The organism is Alcanivorax sp. NBRC 102024 (assembly GCF_001602235.1).
GTDB lineage: Bacteria > Pseudomonadota > Gammaproteobacteria > Pseudomonadales > Alcanivoracaceae > Alcanivorax.
This window is the reverse complement of sequence record NZ_BDAS01000006.1, coordinates 135231-150617: the sequence shown is the minus strand read 5'-3', so window position 1 is coordinate 150617 and position 15387 is coordinate 135231. Positions and strand designations below refer to the sequence as shown.

Below are 15387 nucleotides of genomic sequence, written 5' to 3'. Positions count from 1 at the left end.
GTGCTTTCCTTCGTTGTCAGTCCGTCACTTCAAACGCAATGTTCGCATCATAAACGTGGTTGATCAGGTCCAGAATCATGAAGGCGGTGAGCCCCCAGATGCGCTTGTCTTCGTAGTAATAACTGGGAATGCGGAAACGACGGCCAAAAAAATCGATGGGGCTGGACAGCTCCGGCACTTCATCCAGAAAGAACCGCAGCGGCACCTGGAAGATGGTCTCGATTTCACCGGGCTCCGCCACCAGCGGTGCCTCCGGCCGGACGATACCCACAAAGGGTGTGACCTTCATCCCATAGCGGGACGCCAGCGGTGACAGCTGCGCCAGCACCTCCACATAGCCAGGGTCCAGACCCACTTCTTCCTGACTTTCCCGCAGGGCGGTCATCAGCAGGCTCCTGTCACCCGGGTCCCGCTTGCCCCCCGGAAACGCCACCTCGCCGGCATGGGTTGGCATGGTACTGGAACGCACGGTCAGGATCAGGCGCGGTTCCGGGTCATCAATCAGCGGCATCAGCACCGCTGCCTCCGGCAGTGCCAGCGGCAGCTCCGTGCGTTTGTAGTCCGGCAATCGCTGCCTGAGCTGATCGAGCACAACCTTCTCCTGTAATGCATGCAACGGTGCATTCAATTCAAACGGTAGTTTGAACAGGCAGGCCGCCGGCGGCAAGTCCGCGATCACAGTAACATCGTCACCGTGCCGATGGGGCCGCCGGAGATTCTCCTGTATCATCAGGTTTTTGCCGCGTCCGGAGCGAGAGGTTTCATGAAATTCTGCAGTCACTGCGGTAGCGACCAGATCGGTTTCAGCATTCCGGAGGGGGACAATCGGCCCCGTTACTGGTGCCCCGATTGCCAGACCATCCATTACCAGAACCCCAAGATCGTGGTCGGCGCAGTGCCTATCTGGGACGGCAAGGTGCTGCTCTGCAAGCGCTCCATCGAACCGCGCAAGGGCTACTGGACCCTGCCCGCCGGCTATATGGAAAACGGGGAAACCCTGCAGGAAGGCGCGGCCCGGGAAACCTGGGAGGAAGCCTGCGCCACGGTGGCCATCGGCGATTTGTATACCGTCTTCAACCTGCCCCATATCAACCAGGTCTATGTGTTCTTCCTGGGCAAACTGGAGGACGGCAAGTACGACGTGGGCGAGGAAAGCAGCGATGCCGGTCTGTTCGCCCTGGATGACATTCCCTGGGGTGAGCTGGCCTTCCCGGTGGTGGGACGCACCCTCAAGTTCTATATCGATGATCTCAAGCGTGACGAGTACCCGGTACGCATTCAGGAAGTGCCGCCCATCGGCAAGAAACACCTGACTAAAGATGCATAATGCTTCCGTAGGAGCCATGCTCGCATGGCGAACCGAGCCTCAGCGAGGAGGAAGGCTCGCCACGCAAGGTTCGCCATGCAAGCATGGCTCCTACAGGGAGGGCATGTCAGCCGCCAGGCGTTAGTCAACCGGGTAACGGCTCCAGCCGCCACAGGTCAATGGCGGGCTCTTCGTAGGGGTGGGCCAGGCGCAGGGCGCTGATTACGGTTTGCACCCGCGACGCCGGGCAGATTGTCTCCACCCGGTACTCTTCCACCACTTCCACGTCGCCCCCGGTCTCACCGATATAGGGATTGCTGCCTTCCAGGGGGCGGAACTGGCCCTGCCCCAGGGTCTGGAAGCAGCAGGCATCATAATCGCCCATGTGCCCGGCGCCGGCTTCGAAAATGGCGTTCTTCACCTGCTCCACATGACTGGTGGGCACGTAAAAGCACAGTTTGTAATACAGCTCGTCCATGGGGCTGGCCTCCTTGTCATTGTCGCTCGCAGCTCGGGAAAACGGATTGTTGCCACAGAGGGCACAGGGTTCAGTTGCAGGGTGAAAGTTAAAAGTTGCAACGCGCGACCAGAGGGAAGCCAAACGGAAAGCGACTTTCTCCGCGTTGCCCGGGTTGAGCCAGAATCCCGGGTAAGGGATGTGCTTATTGCCAGCGGCCTCGCCCGCGCTTGGTAACTTTCAACTTTTAACTTTCACCGTGTAACTCGGCAAACTCCGGCTTGAGAGCGTAATCGCCGTGGGCAGAAATCCAGATGCCTTCGGCGGCGACGGTCTGCTGGCCATTGACCCAGACACTGCCTTCACAGCGCAGCTTGCGCCGTTCCAGGGTGACCAGCCTGGCCTCGAAGTCCACCGGCGTATTGATGGGGGTGCCGGCAAGATAACGAATATTGAGCGTACCGGTCATACCGATCTGTTTCACGAAATCCTGGCTTTTCGCCATCAGCATATCCAGCGCCAGGGACAGGACACCACCGTGTACCCGCCCCGGTGGGCCCTGGAAAGCCAGCCCGAACGTGGCCCGGCCCCGGACCCGGTCCCCGTCCAGCCACAACTCCAGCGGTGGTGACATGGGGGAGGCCTTGCCGGTGAGGATCTCGAAATCCACCAGATCGGTCACATCATCCGCGGAGCCTTCTCCCGCCAACAGCCGCTGGAGAATGCCGTTATAGTCCCGTTGGCCATACTGGGCCAGGTCCGTACGCAGCTGACGGATGTGTTCGATGTACTCGTGCAGCTTGTCGTCCGGGGCATCCAGGCGCAGCACCTGCTCGGTCAGCCCGACCAGCTCCTGGCCCAGCTCCCGGTGTAGTAGAGCCCGAGTCGAAGGCGCCGGGGTTTCCGCCACGAGAATGTCGCGGAAGTGATAGCGTTGCTCGCTCATGGTCACCCCAGACTCTTCGGTGTGAGCCAGATGCCTTCCGCGCTGACCGTCTGAGTGTCACCGTGCCAGATGCCCCCTTCCACAAAGATCTTTCGCCCTTCCTGGCCAGTGATCCGGGCCCGGCAATGGATGCTGTCTTCGATGGGTGTGGCTGCCAGATAACGAATATTCAGGGTACCGGTGACGCCCAACCGGAAGGCCGCATGCAAGGCGCGGGACAGGGCCGCGTCCAGCAGCCAGGCGATCACGCCACCATGCACCCGCCCCGGCGGGCCCTGGTATTGCAGGCCCAGGCGCAGGGCGCCTTCGATACCGTTCTGGTCTTCCTGCAACCATTCCACCTGGGGGGCAATGGGGTTGGAAGGCCCACCCACCGGATCGTAATCCATCATGTGGAAGATATCCTCGGTGGTGGCCGAGCCGGTGAACAGCTTGCGGTTGGCGGCCCGGGTGTCGCGTCGCGCCGGTTCCCCCACTGTTGCCACCAGCGCTTCCAGCTGATCCGCCCAGCCACTGAGCGTGTCGATATCCCCCTCCGCCCGGATCAGCCGCTCCGCCAGGGTCTGCATGGCCGCACTGATACGCCGGCGCTCAATAAAATCCGCCGGCACAGGCTCGTTGTTGTAGGCCTTTTGCAATTCGAAAGGCCCGAAGGTTTTTTCAGACACAGGACACCTGAGAGTAGTGAATAGTTAACAGTGAACAGTTAAAAGCGAAATCAAAACAAGCGTTTGATTCTGAGGGTAGCAACTCTTCAGCTCAAGCTCATAAAAGGACATAAAAAAGGCGGAAACAGCCAAGCCATTCCCGCCTTTCTCTTCAGCTTTAGATCCCAGCTGTTAACTGTTCACTATTAACTGTTCACTGCCTTTTAACCGACCCACTTCCGCGCATTGGCAAACATCCGCAGCCAGGGGCCGTTCTCGTGACCCCGCCAGTCGTCCGGGATCCAGCTGTTCTGCAGGACACGGAACACCCGCTCCGGGTGCGGCATCATGATGGTGACGCGGCCGTCGCTGGTGGTGAAACCGGTAACGCCCTGGGGTGAGCCGTTGGGGTTTGCCGGGTACTGTTCCGCCGGGTTGCCCTGACCATTCACATAACGCAGGGCCACCAGACGCTGCTCGATATTGCGATTGAGCGCATCATCACCCAACTCCACCCGGCCTTCGCCATGGGCCACGGCAATGGGGATACGGGTACCGGCCATGTCCTTGAGCAGGATGGACGGGGAATCCTGGATTTCCACCAGGGAAGTCCGTGCCTCGAACTGCTCGGACAGGTTGCGCACAAAGCGCGGCCAGTGTTCGGCACCGGGAATCAGGTCCTTCAGGTGGGACAGCATCTGACAGCCGTTACACACACCCAGCGCAAAGGTGTCTTCGCGGAAGAAGAACCGATTGAAGGCTTCGCGCAGCTCCGGGTTATAGAGCACGGTCTTGGCCCAGCCACCGCCAGCACCCAGCACATCCCCGTAGGAGAAACCGCCACAGGCCACCAGTCCCTTGAAGTCATCCAGCTGCACTCGCCCTGCCAGCAGGTCGCTCATGTGCACATCGATGGCAGAGAAGCCGACCCGGTCGAAGGCGGCCGCCATTTCGGTCTGACCGTTGACGCCCTGCTCGCGCAGGATCGCCATCTTCGGTTTTGCGCCAGTGTTGATGAAAGGCGCCGCCGGGTTCTCGGTCATGTCAAAGGTCAGGCGTACATTCAGGCCCGGATTGTTGTTGTCCGGGATGGCCTCGAATTCCTGACGGGCGCAATCCGGGTTATCGCGCAGGGACTGGATCTGGTAGCTGGTTTCCGCCCAGGTGCGATGCAGCTCCCGGCGCGGGGTTTCCAGCAGGATACCGCCGCCCAGACGCAGGCGAATCACATCATCACCGTCAGGATGACCCAGTACATGCACACACTGGCTCAGGCCGGCTTCTGCATAGCGTGCCAGGATTTCCTGGCGATGGGCCGGGCTGATCTGCAGTACCGCGCCCAGCTCCTCGGCAAACAAGGCGGCCACCGCCTCCGGGTTATCACCGGCAATATGATCCAGACTGATATCCAGGCCGGTGCGACCGGCAAAGGCCATTTCCACCAGGGTGGTAAACAGACCGCCGTCGGAACGGTCGTGATAGGCCAGCAGCTTGCGCTCGGCCAGCAGTTGCTGGGTCACCTCGAAGAAGGCGATCAGATCCTTGGCATCGTCCAGGTCCGGCGGCACATCGCCCACCTTGCCGAATACCTGAGCCAGGGCGGAGCCTGCCAGGCGGTTCTGGCCACGGCCCAGGTCCACCAGCAGCAGTTCGCTGTCCACACCGGTTTTCAGTTCCGGGGTCACAGTCAGATCAATGTCGGTGACACCGGAAAACGCGGAGATCACCAGGGACAGGGGCGCGGTGACACTCTTGTCGATACCCTTGTCGTTCCACACGGTGCGCATGGACAGGGAGTCCTTGCCCACCGGAATGGCAATACCCAGCTGCGGGCACAATTCCATGCCCACGGTTTTCACGGTATCGAACAAGGCCTGGTCCTCGCCCGGGTGACCGGCAGCGGCCATCCAGTTGGCGGACAGGCGAATCTGGCCCAGATCACCGATATGGGCGCTGGCGATGTTGGTGATGGATTCCGCCACGGCCATGCGACCGGAGGCCGCTGCGTCCACCAGGGCCACCGGGGTTCGCTCGCCCATGGCCATGGCTTCACCGGTGCGTTGATTGAAACCCGTGGCGGTCACCGCGCAATCGGCCACCGGCACCTGCCAAGGGCCCACCATCTGGTCGCGATGGACCAAGCCGGTGATGGAGCGATCACCGATGGTAATCAGGAAACTTTTCGACGCCACCGTGGGCAGGCGCAGCACGCGCTCGCTGGCCTCTTTCAGATCGATGCCCTTGGTGGTGAAGGTCTGGCGCAGGAAGTCTTCCCGGTCAAAGCTACGCTGCATTTTCGGCGGCTTGCCGAACAGCAGGTCCATGGGCAGATCCACCGGCGCCTTGCCGAAGTGTTCATCACTGACCGTCAGATGCTCTTCGCTGGTGGCTTCACCGAGGACTGCGTAAGGGGTGCGCTCGCGCTGGCAGATTGCATCAAAACGCTCGATGTCCTCCGGCATTACTGCCAGCACATAGCGCTCCTGGGCTTCGTTACACCAGATCTCCACCGGGCTCATGCCGGGCTCGGAGCTGGGGATTTCACGCAGTTCCAGTCTGGCGCCCATATCGTGGTCGTGGACCAGCTCCGGCAGGGCGTTGGACAGACCGCCAGCGCCCACATCGTGGATGGAGACGATGGGATTGTTGTCGCCTTCTGCCCAGCAGCGGTCGATCACTTCCTGTACCCGACGCTCGATTTCCGGGTTGTCCCGCTGCACGGAAGCAAAATCCAGGGTTTCGTCGGACTCACCAGAAGCCATGGAACTGGCCGCACCACCACCCAGGCCGATCAGCATGGCCGGGCCTCCCAGCACGATGATCTTGGCGCCGGCGGGAATCGGGTTCTTTTCCACATGGCCGTCGCGGATGTTGCCCAGGCCACCGGCGATCATGATCGGCTTGTGGTAGCCGCGCACTTCATCACCGTTCACGCCCGGGGCCTGGATTTCCAGGGTGCGGAAGTAGCCACACAGGTTGGGGCGACCGAATTCGTTGTTGAAGGCCGCCGCACCGATGGGGCCTTCAATCATGATGTCCAGTGCCGAGGCAATACGGCCGGGCTTGCCATAGGGCGTTTCCCAGGGCTGCTCGAAACCGGGAATATTCAGGTTGGACACGGAGAAACCGTTCAGGCCCGCCTTGGGTTTGGAGCCACGGCCGGTGGCACCCTCATCACGGATCTCACCGCCGGAGCCGGTGGCCGCGCCCGGATGGGGCGCAATGGCGGTGGGATGGTTGTGGGTTTCCACCTTCATCAGCAGGTGTACCGGCTCGTTGACGAACTGGTACTCGGCACTGCCCGGTGCCGGGAAGAAGCGATCGGCCACCGGACCGGCAACCACCGAGGCATTGTCCTTGTAGGCACTCAGCACCCCTTCCGGGGCATGGTTGTAGGTGTTGCGGATCATGCCGAACAGGCTCAGATCCTGTTCCTCACCATCGATGGTCCAGTCCGCATTGAAAATCTTGTGGCGGCAATGCTCGGAGTTGGCCTGGGCGAACATCATCAGTTCTGCATCGGAGGGATTACGGCCCAGCGCCGTGAAACGCTCCACCAGGTAGTCGATTTCATCCTCGGCCAGCGCCAGGCCCAGCTCGCGGTTGGCGGTTTCCAGGGCGTCGCGCCCGCCGCCGATCACATCCACCGTGGTCAGTTCGCGGGGGCTGTGATGGGAGAACAGGGCTTCAGCGTCTTCCAGTTCCGCCAGCACCACTTCCACCATGCGGTCATGCAGGGCCGGCGCCAGGACAGACCGGTCACCCTCGCCAGCCAGCCGGTATTCGATGCCCCGCTCCACCCGCTCTACTTGAGTCAGGCCGGCGTTGTGACAGATATCCGTGGCCTTGGATGACCAGGGCGAAATGGTGCCCGGGCGCGGCACCACCACAAAACGCTGCCCCTCCACATCATCCTCTTCCAGGCTGGGGCCGTACTGCAACAGCCCTTCAAGCACCTGTTGCTGCTCATTACTGAGGGGCGACTTGAGCGCCACGAAATGCACGTAACGGGCAGAGATCGCAGAAATGCCCGTCAGGGACTCCAGCAGTTTTTCCTTACGAAATGCGGACAGGGCCGGGCTTCCGGAGAGGATCAGCATAGTGCGCCTTATATGATTACCAGTGGGGGTGGAGAGTAGGGCAGCAATGATACGGGATTTGACCGCCGCTCGCAGCCTCCGCACACCGCCAATTTCCATCCAGTGCAGCCTTGTCTTACCGCGAGGAAAAATCGCCTACGACACCTGCCTTATACGCAATTTAATGCTCTCTTCCGGACTTGTCGCATTTGTGCATAAAACGCTCAATTGTTCGACAAAGCGTTACATAACAGCCATTTGCCACTGATAGAGTTGCGCCACTTTGACGTGATATAGATCACAGGCAGGGGACCAAACAATCCCCAACCGGTCGGCGGTAAGCAGTATCGACCTGTCTGGACAACCTGACAGAGGTACACCAAGGATGACGGTTTTCTTTCGACATACTAAGCATCTCCTGGCTTCGCTGGCCCTGTTCGGCGTTATCGGCATGATGCTGGCCATGCGTCCCACCCCTACCGCCATGGAACGGGTCATGACCCGCGGTGAGCTGGTGGTGATGACCCGTTCGTCCAACACCACCTACTATCAGGACCAGCACGGCTATACCGGCATGGAATACGAGCTGGCCAAAGGCTTTGCTGACAGCCTGGGGGTGGAGCTGCGGATGCTGGAATCCGACGACCCTTCCTATATTCGTTATGCCATTCGCAAAGGCACTGCTGACATGGCAGCGGCCGGCCTGGTAGCCACCGCAGAACGCAGCGAAAGCCTGCGCTTCACCACGGATTACCAGAAAGTGGACGCTCTGGTGGTACGCCGTCTGGACACTCCGCGCATCCGGGATCTGGAAGACCTGGCCGGTAAACGTGTGGCCGTCGCTGCCGGCTCCAGCCACGCAGAGCTGCTGGTCAAGGCCCAGCTGGAAAACCCGGGCCTGGCATTCCAGGAAGTGGAAGACGCCAACCCGGAACAACTGATGGCCCTGGTGGAGGACGGTCAGGTGGATTACACCCTGATTCACTCCAACAGCTACTCTCTGCAGCGCGCCCTGTGGCCGGAGCTGATTGCCGACTATACCGCCGCCACTGATATGCCCCTGGCCTGGGCTTTCAGCCCCAAGGATGACCAGAGCCTGTATCTGGCCGCCCAGCGCTACCTGACCCAGGCCAAGGCCAACGGCACCACCGCCAAGCTGGAAGACCGTTTCTACGGCCATGTGGAACAGTTCAACCTGTATGCAGCCCGCAGCTTCATGCGCCATCTGGAAGACCGTCTGCCCCGCTACGAGGAACTGTTCCGTCAGGCGGAAGACAACAGCGGTTTCGATTGGCGCCTGCTGGCGGCACTGGCCTACCAGGAATCCCTGTGGGATCCCGGTGCCATCTCCCCCACCGGGGTGAAGGGTCTGATGATGTTGACCAACGACACCGCGCGCCAGATGGGTATCAGTGATCGTACCGACCCGGCCCAGAGCATTCTGGCCGGCGCAGACTACCTGCGTCACACCCACGAACGCATCCCTGCGCGCATCCCGGAACCGAGCCGCACCTGGATGGCCCTGGCCGCTTACAACGTGGGCTTCGGTCACCTGGAAGACGCGCGCGTGCTGACGGAAAAACAAGGCGGCAACCCGGACAACTGGCAGGATGTGAAGCAACGCCTCCCCATGCTGGCCAACCCGGCCTACGCCGACCAGCTGCGCTACGGCAATGCCCGTGGTGGCCAGGCAGTGATCTACGTCCGCCACATCCGCCGCTACTATGATTTGCTGGTATGGGCGGAAAACAGCCGCCGTCGTGACGACACGCTGATCGCGCTGAATTAAGAGACAGTGACGAGACGCGAGTAACGAGTAACGAAACCCTGTCACGGTTTTGCTGTTCGAAACTCGTTTCTCGCAACTCGCAACGTCGTCTCAGAACAACCCTGGCTGCTTCACCTGCCTCCCCAACGCCAACGGTGCCAGCCCCGGCAAACGTTCCGCCAGCATGTCGTGCCACAATGCCGCCAGAGCCAGCGCATCTCCGTTGTCCGGCATGTGTATGAAAACGTAAGGGCCCTCCCCCGCCGCTATCCAGTTCGCTACCCGTTCCACCCAGGGCGCAAGAAACGCCCGGTTGGCCTGCAGCTCCGGATGCCCGACGTAACGAATCACCGGCGACGCGTCACCGGGCAGCACATGCACTGGCAGGCGGGGCTTCTTGCGCTGAGCCTCTCGTGTGGCAGCATCCTCCGCGCTGGCGGCAAACAACGCCCGGCTATCAAAACAGACCCGGGCCAGATTGCGCTCGCGCAGGCCGCGATTGAGCGCCCTCTCCGCCTCGCCCTTGGCGAAGAAATCCCGGTGACGCACTTCTACCGTGCAAGCGAACGGTGCCGGCAGCGCCTCCACAAAGCGCCACAAATCCTCCAATCGCTCCGGCCCGAAAGCTGCGGGAAGCTGTAGCAAGAACGGCCCGAGCACATCCGCCAGCGGAGCCAGCACATCCAGAAATGCCCGCGCCGGCCCATCAACCCCCTTTAGCAGACGGTCATGAGTGATCTGCCGGGGAAACTTGAACAGGAACCGGAAATCCTCCGGCACCTGGGCCCGCCATTGTTCACATTGCTTGCGTGACGGGGTGGCGTAGAAGGAGGTATTGCCCTCGACACTATTGAAGACCCGACTATAGCGTTCCAGAGGACTCTCGCCGGCAGGCAGACGACCATTCCAGCCGGGGTGCTGCCACTGCGGGCAGCCAAGAAAATACGGCAGCGTCATGGGCAAACCCCGCCATAGAAGCCCTGCTCCTCAAGACAAAGACGCACCTTTTCCAGCAACGCGTTGCTGAGCTGGCGATAGTCCGGGTAAGGGGTTAGTAGCAAGCGGCGCTCCGTGTCCACGGAAACCCCGGGAGCACCGGCCAGCGGACGGGCATTGTGCTGCAAGCCGGCAAAACGCTGTAGATTGTCCCTGCCTCCAATCCAGTGCCAGCATTCCTTGTCGGACATTGTCGGCACAAAACAAAGTGCGGAGTTCTGGAACAGACATTCATCCCGAAAATGCCGCCAGTCCTCCGCCACCGGGCTGGCCAACTTGGCGAGCAGGTTCACGATCTTGCGCCAGTGGTTGGAATTGGCCGCCACCAGTTCAGTAGCGTCAGGGTGTTGCTGCAACCGGGCAAGACCGTTCGGCCGATGCGGCAGGTAAAGAATCAGGGCCGGGCGGGCAGCCCCGAGATAATCAATGTCAGGCATCCCAACTTTCTCGTCGGCTCCAGAGTGTCAGGTATTCTACAGGGCAGCGTGAAAAAGGGGCCAAACGAAAAAAGGGTTTGCCGCATCACTGCGACAAACCCTTTTTCTGAATCTTGGTAGAACCGGGCGGATTCGAACCGCCGACCTCCGCCATGTCAAGGCGGCGCTCTAACCAACTGAGCTACGGTTCTATGGCGATCTTCAGGTTGATGGGGTCACTGACCCGGCCAGCTCCCTGAAGAGGGTGGCAATTCTATGCAGCTTGGCGGCACAGGGCAAGGGGGAATTTATTTACGCCGGCGCGAGCCCCAGGCGGTTTCGATCTGGCGGGCCCGGGTAATGGATTCCTCCACCAGTTCAGACTGGTGCTCGGCAAACTCCCGAATGATTTCCAGGGCCGAGCGTACATCACGGCGGAAGATGGTTTCCACCAGGGCCTTGAAGAACGACAGGCATTCCTTCACTTCATCGGCCTCCAGATGCAAGGCCATGAAATAGGCCCGCTGCATGGCCGGCTGCATATTGATCAGGATGTCTTCCACAAACACATTGCGGGCGAACGGGTAGGCATGCTCGAGAAACTGGAAACTGAGCACAAAGAACGCATCCAGATCCCGATCCTCCGCGGCCACCTGCAAACCGTGAACCAGCTCAATAAACGCATCCAGGTCTTCTTCGCGTACCACCTTGATGGCCTTGCGAATCACCAACCCCAGCAATACCTGCATCACCTCGTAGAGGCTGCGCACATGGGCTTCAGACATCTCCTTCACTACGGCGCCCCGGCGCGGCAGGATATCGATCAGCTGGCGGCGCTGCAGGATCAGCAGCGCCTCGCGGACAGAACCGCGACTCACATCCAGCTCACCGGCGACACGCAGCTCCTGGATACGATCGCCAGCCAGCATGTCACCATGAATAATCTGCTTGGCAAGATGCTGGGCTATCTGCTCAGAGAGGCTTTCTTTGGCTTTGAAGCTCACGGGCACTCCTTGTGGGGATTGTCTCAGCCCGCAGGCAGCCGTATTGAAGCCTGCCGACGGCGGGATCAGACAGTGGTACTGCGGCCCCAGGCTTGTTGAACAATCCCAAAATTCTTGTCCGACTATAGTACAAGGAAGACTGAGTACCAAGCACCGGAAATCGATTGCTTACAATTTTGGTGACCACCGGCACTGTCTACACCGTAAAGCCAATATCACGATGCCCTGAAGGTGTGTCCGGGGTCCCAGTTTTTACCCGTGCCCACTGGATTTCATTCACACTACTGGCCAGTATGAAGTGACATGGTGTCTTATCGTGACGTTAAGATGCGCCCCTTGAAGACCACCAGGTAGACAGGATGCCCCAAGACCTGATTACGCAATTGCCGCGCCTAGATGCACTGTTCGATCAATACTCGGAACGCTTTGGCAAGCAACAGACCCCCTATCGGAACCACGTTTACCGTTTGATCAATCTTGTGGCGGCGCAAAAAACACTGGACCCGCAGGAATGGGAAGCCCTGGAAATTGCCGCTTTTTTTCATGATGCCGGCATCTGGCTGGCCGGCACCTTCGATTACCTGCAGCCCTCTGCCCGCCTGGCAGAACACTACCTTGAGGAACACCAGCTGGGCCATTGCCGTACCCTGGTCCGGGCCATGATCCTCAATCACCACAAGATCAGCCGCTACGACAAGGACCGCAATAACCTGGTCGAAGTGTTCCGTCGCGCAGACTGGATCGATGTGAGTCTGGGCGTCATTCGTTTCGGCGTCCCCATGGCCCGGGTCCGGCTCATCAAACACGCTTTCCCCAACGCCGGCTTCCATCGTCTGCTGCTCAAACTCAGCGGCCAGCAACTCCTCAGCCAACCCTGGCGGCCCCTGCCGATGCTGAAGCGCTGAGCGCGACGACCGGCTTGCCGCCTCCATCACAACGCGGCGGTGTGTACACCGTCTAGCGGCCTTCCGTTGTCCAACATCGGCCCCGAAAAGTTACTCACAACATCTGTGGATAACTTTGTGCATAGACTGTCAGGAACTGCCGCCAGCACCCATGTTGCCTGCCCTTCCCCCAGAATGATGAAAAAATGGCCGTTTTATTAAAACCTTTAAAAACAGCAACTTAACAATCATCCACTGCAAATCAACGAGTTAGCCAAGAACATTCACACAAGGTGTGAAAAACGGTTAAACGCTGTGCAAAACTTTTGCTTCAGATCAGGGCAAACACAAGAAAGCAAGTGCCCGTGGCGCTTTCTTCAACCGCCACAGACACTTGCGTAGGAACACGGAAGGATTGGGGAATCAGCGGCGCAAACTGAAGCTGATACCGAGCACGACCACCGGCTCTACATCCAGGTCGTTATTGTCGCGCTCTTCTTGCGTATCACAACGAATCGCCGCTTTGTATTCGTCGCAGTCCAGGGCTTCGATAGCGCCCACCCCGGCACTCACGGTCCAGCGGGAATAGGGCTTCACCCATTGATGGCCCAGCTCCACACCGACACCCAGGCGTTCATAATGACGCTCACCGCCCAGGTCCCCTGCCATCAGGCCGGTGAAGAAGCCACTCTCGGACATCAGGCCCCGCTCCATTTTACGGCGCCAGCCAGCCACCCAGCGAGGCTCATCGGTGTCGAAGCCACCGGAGTCCAGATACATGGCAGGCATGGCGTAGAAGCTGTTGTGCTCGGTGGCCCACTCCAGGTTCACCCCGGCGAGACCATTCAGGTAACCCAGGCCTATCAGCAGATCATCTGCCACAGCCGGCAAAGGCATAAGCATAAGGAAGGAAAGTAGCCAGCGGTGCATGGCGAACTCCGGTTATTGTTGTTATGTCGCCAGGGCTTTCACGCCTGGTCAGGCCGCAAGCGGGCCGGGGAGTCTGTATTTTTCACAACCGCCCCGGGGATTACAAGCCCGGAAATCCCTGGCCCCGCCTCCGCAGGGCCAAAGGACGCCTGTTACAGAGGAATCTTGTCGATATTGTCCGCCGTGGTATCGATGGCACCATCCACCTTTTCCAGGGCTTCATCAGCGGCATTCCCGGCCACCGGAATAATGGACAGCACCGCACCCACCACAGAGCCGGCGGCGCCGACCAGTCGCATGGGAGTGGTGGCCAGTTTGGTCAGGAAACAGCCACTGAGAGTGGCAGCCAGCAGGCCCACCACCGCCAGACGCATTACGGATTTCATAGTTGCTCCTTATTATTCTTCAGTGTGTAGTTGTACCGGCACGCCGTGAATCAGTACTGAAACTGCATCCCCAATCGGCGTCCCACTTCTTCATAGGCTTCCACCACGCCACCCAGGCCCTGGCGGAAACGGTCTTTATCCAGCTTTTCCCGGCTGTCCTTGTCCCACAAGCGGCAGCCGTCCGGGCTGAACTCATCGCCCAGCAGCACCTCACCATTAAACACGCCAAATTCCAGTTTGTAATCCACCAACAGCATGCCGCCATCCAGAAACAGCTGCTTCAGTACTTCGTTGACCTGGAAGGTGAGAGTCTTCATTTGCGCCACCTGCTCGTCGGTGGCCCAGCCAAAGCTGCGAATGTGGTAATCGTTGACCATGGGGTCGCCCAGGTCATCATTCTTGAGAAAGAATTCGAAGGTGGGCGGATTCAGTTCCTGGCCTTCTTCCACCCCCAGACGACGGCAGATAGAGCCAGCGGCAATATTGCGCACCACGCATTCCACCGGAATCATGTCCAGCTTCTTCACCAGAGACTCCACCGGTGACAGCATCTTCTCGAAATGACAGGGAATCCCGGCCGCCTTGAGCTTTTCCATGATGGCGGCATTGAACTGGTTGTTCACCGCTCCCTTACGCGCCAGTGCCTCTTTCTTCTTGCCGTCAAAGGCCGAGGTATCGTCGCGGAACAGCATGATCAGTTTGTCCGCGTCATCGGTGGTGTATACAGACTTGGCTTTGCCGGCATACAACTCGTCGCGTTTTTCCATGGAAAGGCCTTTATTCGGGTCAGTATTAATGTACTTGCAGCCAGCCAAACCCTTCCGTCTGGCTGGCAACGCCAATTCGTTCGCGTCCCTGGGTTACCACTTGTTCAATGGCATCCAATGCATGCCGGGACGTGTTGTTCTGCTCGCTCAGATGCGACAGCACCAGATGCTGCAGGCGATCCACATTGGCCTGACGGAGCAAGGCCGCCGCCTGATCATTGCTCAGATGACCCAACATACCACCCACACGACGTTTCAACGACGGCGGATAAGGGCCGTTAACCAGCATCTGCGCATCATGGTTGCATTCCAGTACCAGCGCATCGCAATCCTGGTAGGCCTCCACCACATGGGGAGTGATTGCCCCCAGATCCGTGAGCACACCCAACGTACGGCCCTGCCAGCTAAAGCGGTACTGGCAAGGTTCACGGGCATCATGGGGTACCAATACCGGCAGAACCTGCATGGCGCCAATGGTAAAGGGGCGCCCCGGTCGCACTTCCTGCCAGTTGGCGCCGCTCAGACTGGTGCGCTTGCCCTGTACCGCACTGGCGGTACCGAAGGAGCTGTAGACCGGGCAACCGGTCTTGCGGGCCAGCGCCCCGGCACTGCGAATATGATCACCGTGCTCGTGGGTTACCAGAATCGCGCTGAGCTGATCTGCGGCCAGACCCAGCCGGGCCAGTCGCTGCTCGGTTTCCTTGACGGTAAACCCGCAGTCGATCAACACCAGGGTGTCGTCTGCTTCCACCAGGGTGGCGTTGCCCTTGCTGCCACTGCCCAGGGATGCCAACTTCATGA

The 15387-nt window shown here is 59.8% G+C and carries 15 protein-coding genes and 1 tRNA gene; 3 read left to right on the top strand and 13 right to left on the bottom strand.

Translation table 11 applies throughout. The features are described 5' to 3' along the window. Positions 1–16 precede the first annotated feature (16 nt). On the bottom strand, positions 17–592 hold the full coding sequence (locus A0251_RS11370) for a CoA pyrophosphatase (protein WP_062817030.1): 576 nt from the start codon (positions 590–592) through the stop codon (positions 17–19). A 171-nt stretch (positions 593–763) separates the two neighbouring features. Between A0251_RS11370 and A0251_RS11365 the strand changes: the two genes are divergently transcribed. Continuing rightward, positions 764–1327, top strand: coding sequence for an NUDIX hydrolase (locus A0251_RS11365; protein ID WP_062816963.1), 564 nt, complete (start codon positions 764–766; stop codon positions 1325–1327). A gap of 124 nt (positions 1328–1451) precedes the next feature. Here the strand turns inward: A0251_RS11365 and A0251_RS11360 are convergent, their stop codons facing one another. From A0251_RS11360 to purL, 4 genes are all read right to left on the bottom strand, one after another. After that, on the bottom strand, positions 1452–1784 hold the full coding sequence (locus A0251_RS11360) for a hypothetical protein (RefSeq protein ID WP_062816962.1): 333 nt from the start codon (positions 1782–1784) through the stop codon (positions 1452–1454). 226 nt (positions 1785–2010) lie between these two features. After that, a complete protein-coding gene (locus tag A0251_RS11355; RefSeq protein WP_062816961.1) occupies positions 2011–2709 on the bottom strand; it encodes a PaaI family thioesterase in 699 nt (232 codons plus the stop codon). 2 nt (positions 2710–2711) lie between these two features. Beyond that, positions 2712–3377 (bottom strand): PaaI family thioesterase, encoded by a 666-nt coding sequence (locus A0251_RS11350; RefSeq protein ID WP_062816960.1) that lies wholly within the window; start codon positions 3375–3377, stop codon positions 2712–2714. A 203-nt stretch (positions 3378–3580) separates the two neighbouring features. Then, positions 3581–7456 carry a phosphoribosylformylglycinamidine synthase gene (purL, locus tag A0251_RS11345; protein ID WP_062816959.1) on the bottom strand — a complete coding sequence of 1292 codons (3876 nt, stop codon included), beginning with the start codon at positions 7454–7456 and terminating at the stop codon, positions 3581–3583. A gap of 364 nt (positions 7457–7820) precedes the next feature. On the opposite strand from purL, the gene mltF reads away from it, so the two are divergent. Next, on the top strand, positions 7821–9224 hold the full coding sequence (gene mltF / locus A0251_RS11340) for a membrane-bound lytic murein transglycosylase MltF (protein WP_082810855.1): 1404 nt from the start codon (positions 7821–7823) through the stop codon (positions 9222–9224). Positions 9225–9314: 90 nt separating this feature from the next. Here mltF and A0251_RS11335 read toward each other — a convergent pair whose 3' ends face one another. From A0251_RS11335 to A0251_RS11320, 4 genes are all read right to left on the bottom strand, one after another. Beyond that, positions 9315–10160 (bottom strand): DUF72 domain-containing protein, encoded by an 846-nt coding sequence (locus A0251_RS11335; RefSeq protein WP_062816958.1) that lies wholly within the window; start codon positions 10158–10160, stop codon positions 9315–9317. Then, positions 10157–10636 carry a DUF6942 family protein gene (locus A0251_RS11330; protein WP_062816957.1) on the bottom strand — a complete coding sequence of 160 codons (480 nt, stop codon included), beginning with the start codon at positions 10634–10636 and terminating at the stop codon, positions 10157–10159. Before A0251_RS11330 ends, A0251_RS11335 begins: the two co-directional genes overlap by 4 nt. Positions 10637–10750: 114 nt before the next feature. Next, positions 10751–10827, bottom strand: a tRNA-Val gene (locus A0251_RS11325). A 96-nt stretch (positions 10828–10923) separates the two neighbouring features. Next, a complete protein-coding gene (locus A0251_RS11320; protein WP_062816956.1) occupies positions 10924–11619 on the bottom strand; it encodes a GntR family transcriptional regulator in 696 nt (231 codons plus the stop codon). Positions 11620–11978: 359 nt separating this feature from the next. Between A0251_RS11320 and A0251_RS11315 the strand changes: the two genes are divergently transcribed. Beyond that, positions 11979–12524: a hypothetical protein gene (locus A0251_RS11315; protein WP_062816955.1), complete on the top strand. Its 546-nt coding sequence runs from the start codon at positions 11979–11981 to the stop codon at positions 12522–12524. 402 nt (positions 12525–12926) lie between these two features. Here A0251_RS11315 and A0251_RS11310 read toward each other — a convergent pair whose 3' ends face one another. From A0251_RS11310 to A0251_RS11295, 4 genes are all read right to left on the bottom strand, one after another. Beyond that, positions 12927–13433 (bottom strand): hypothetical protein, encoded by a 507-nt coding sequence (locus tag A0251_RS11310; protein ID WP_062816954.1) that lies wholly within the window; start codon positions 13431–13433, stop codon positions 12927–12929. A gap of 152 nt (positions 13434–13585) precedes the next feature. Next, positions 13586–13819, bottom strand: coding sequence for a DUF6726 family protein (locus A0251_RS11305; RefSeq protein ID WP_062816953.1), 234 nt, complete (start codon positions 13817–13819; stop codon positions 13586–13588). A gap of 50 nt (positions 13820–13869) precedes the next feature. Further along, the gene (purC, locus tag A0251_RS11300) at positions 13870–14586 is read right to left on the bottom strand and encodes a phosphoribosylaminoimidazolesuccinocarboxamide synthase (RefSeq protein WP_062816952.1); all 717 of its coding nucleotides are present in this window, start codon (positions 14584–14586) and stop codon (positions 13870–13872) included. A gap of 25 nt (positions 14587–14611) precedes the next feature. Beyond that, positions 14612–15385: an MBL fold metallo-hydrolase gene (locus tag A0251_RS11295; RefSeq protein WP_062816951.1), complete on the bottom strand. Its 774-nt coding sequence runs from the start codon at positions 15383–15385 to the stop codon at positions 14612–14614. Between the last annotated feature and the right edge of the window lie 2 nt (positions 15386–15387).

What these genes read in the sequence shown, in the direction of transcription:
- A0251_RS11365 (WP_062816963.1), top strand. Translation starts at nt 764, where the DNA reads ATGAAATTCTGCAGTCACTGCGGTAGCGACCAGATCGGTTTCAGCATT.
- A0251_RS11360 (WP_062816962.1), bottom strand. Translation starts at nt 1,784, where the DNA reads ATGGACGAGCTGTATTACAAACTGTGCTTTTACGTGCCCACCAGTCAT.
- A0251_RS11355 (WP_062816961.1), bottom strand. Translation starts at nt 2,709, where the DNA reads ATGAGCGAGCAACGCTATCACTTCCGCGACATTCTCGTGGCGGAAACC.
- purL (WP_062816959.1), bottom strand. Translation starts at nt 7,456, where the DNA reads ATGCTGATCCTCTCCGGAAGCCCGGCCCTGTCCGCATTTCGTAAGGAA.
- mltF (WP_082810855.1), top strand. Translation starts at nt 7,821, where the DNA reads ATGACGGTTTTCTTTCGACATACTAAGCATCTCCTGGCTTCGCTGGCC.
- A0251_RS11335 (WP_062816958.1), bottom strand. Translation starts at nt 10,160, where the DNA reads ATGACGCTGCCGTATTTTCTTGGCTGCCCGCAGTGGCAGCACCCCGGC.
- A0251_RS11330 (WP_062816957.1), bottom strand. Translation starts at nt 10,636, where the DNA reads ATGCCTGACATTGATTATCTCGGGGCTGCCCGCCCGGCCCTGATTCTT.
- A0251_RS11315 (WP_062816955.1), top strand. Translation starts at nt 11,979, where the DNA reads ATGCCCCAAGACCTGATTACGCAATTGCCGCGCCTAGATGCACTGTTC.
- A0251_RS11310 (WP_062816954.1), bottom strand. Translation starts at nt 13,433, where the DNA reads ATGCACCGCTGGCTACTTTCCTTCCTTATGCTTATGCCTTTGCCGGCT.
- A0251_RS11305 (WP_062816953.1), bottom strand. Translation starts at nt 13,819, where the DNA reads ATGAAATCCGTAATGCGTCTGGCGGTGGTGGGCCTGCTGGCTGCCACT.
- purC (WP_062816952.1), bottom strand. Translation starts at nt 14,586, where the DNA reads ATGGAAAAACGCGACGAGTTGTATGCCGGCAAAGCCAAGTCTGTATAC.
- A0251_RS11295 (WP_062816951.1), bottom strand. Translation starts at nt 15,385, where the DNA reads ATGAAGTTGGCATCCCTGGGCAGTGGCAGCAAGGGCAACGCCACCCTG.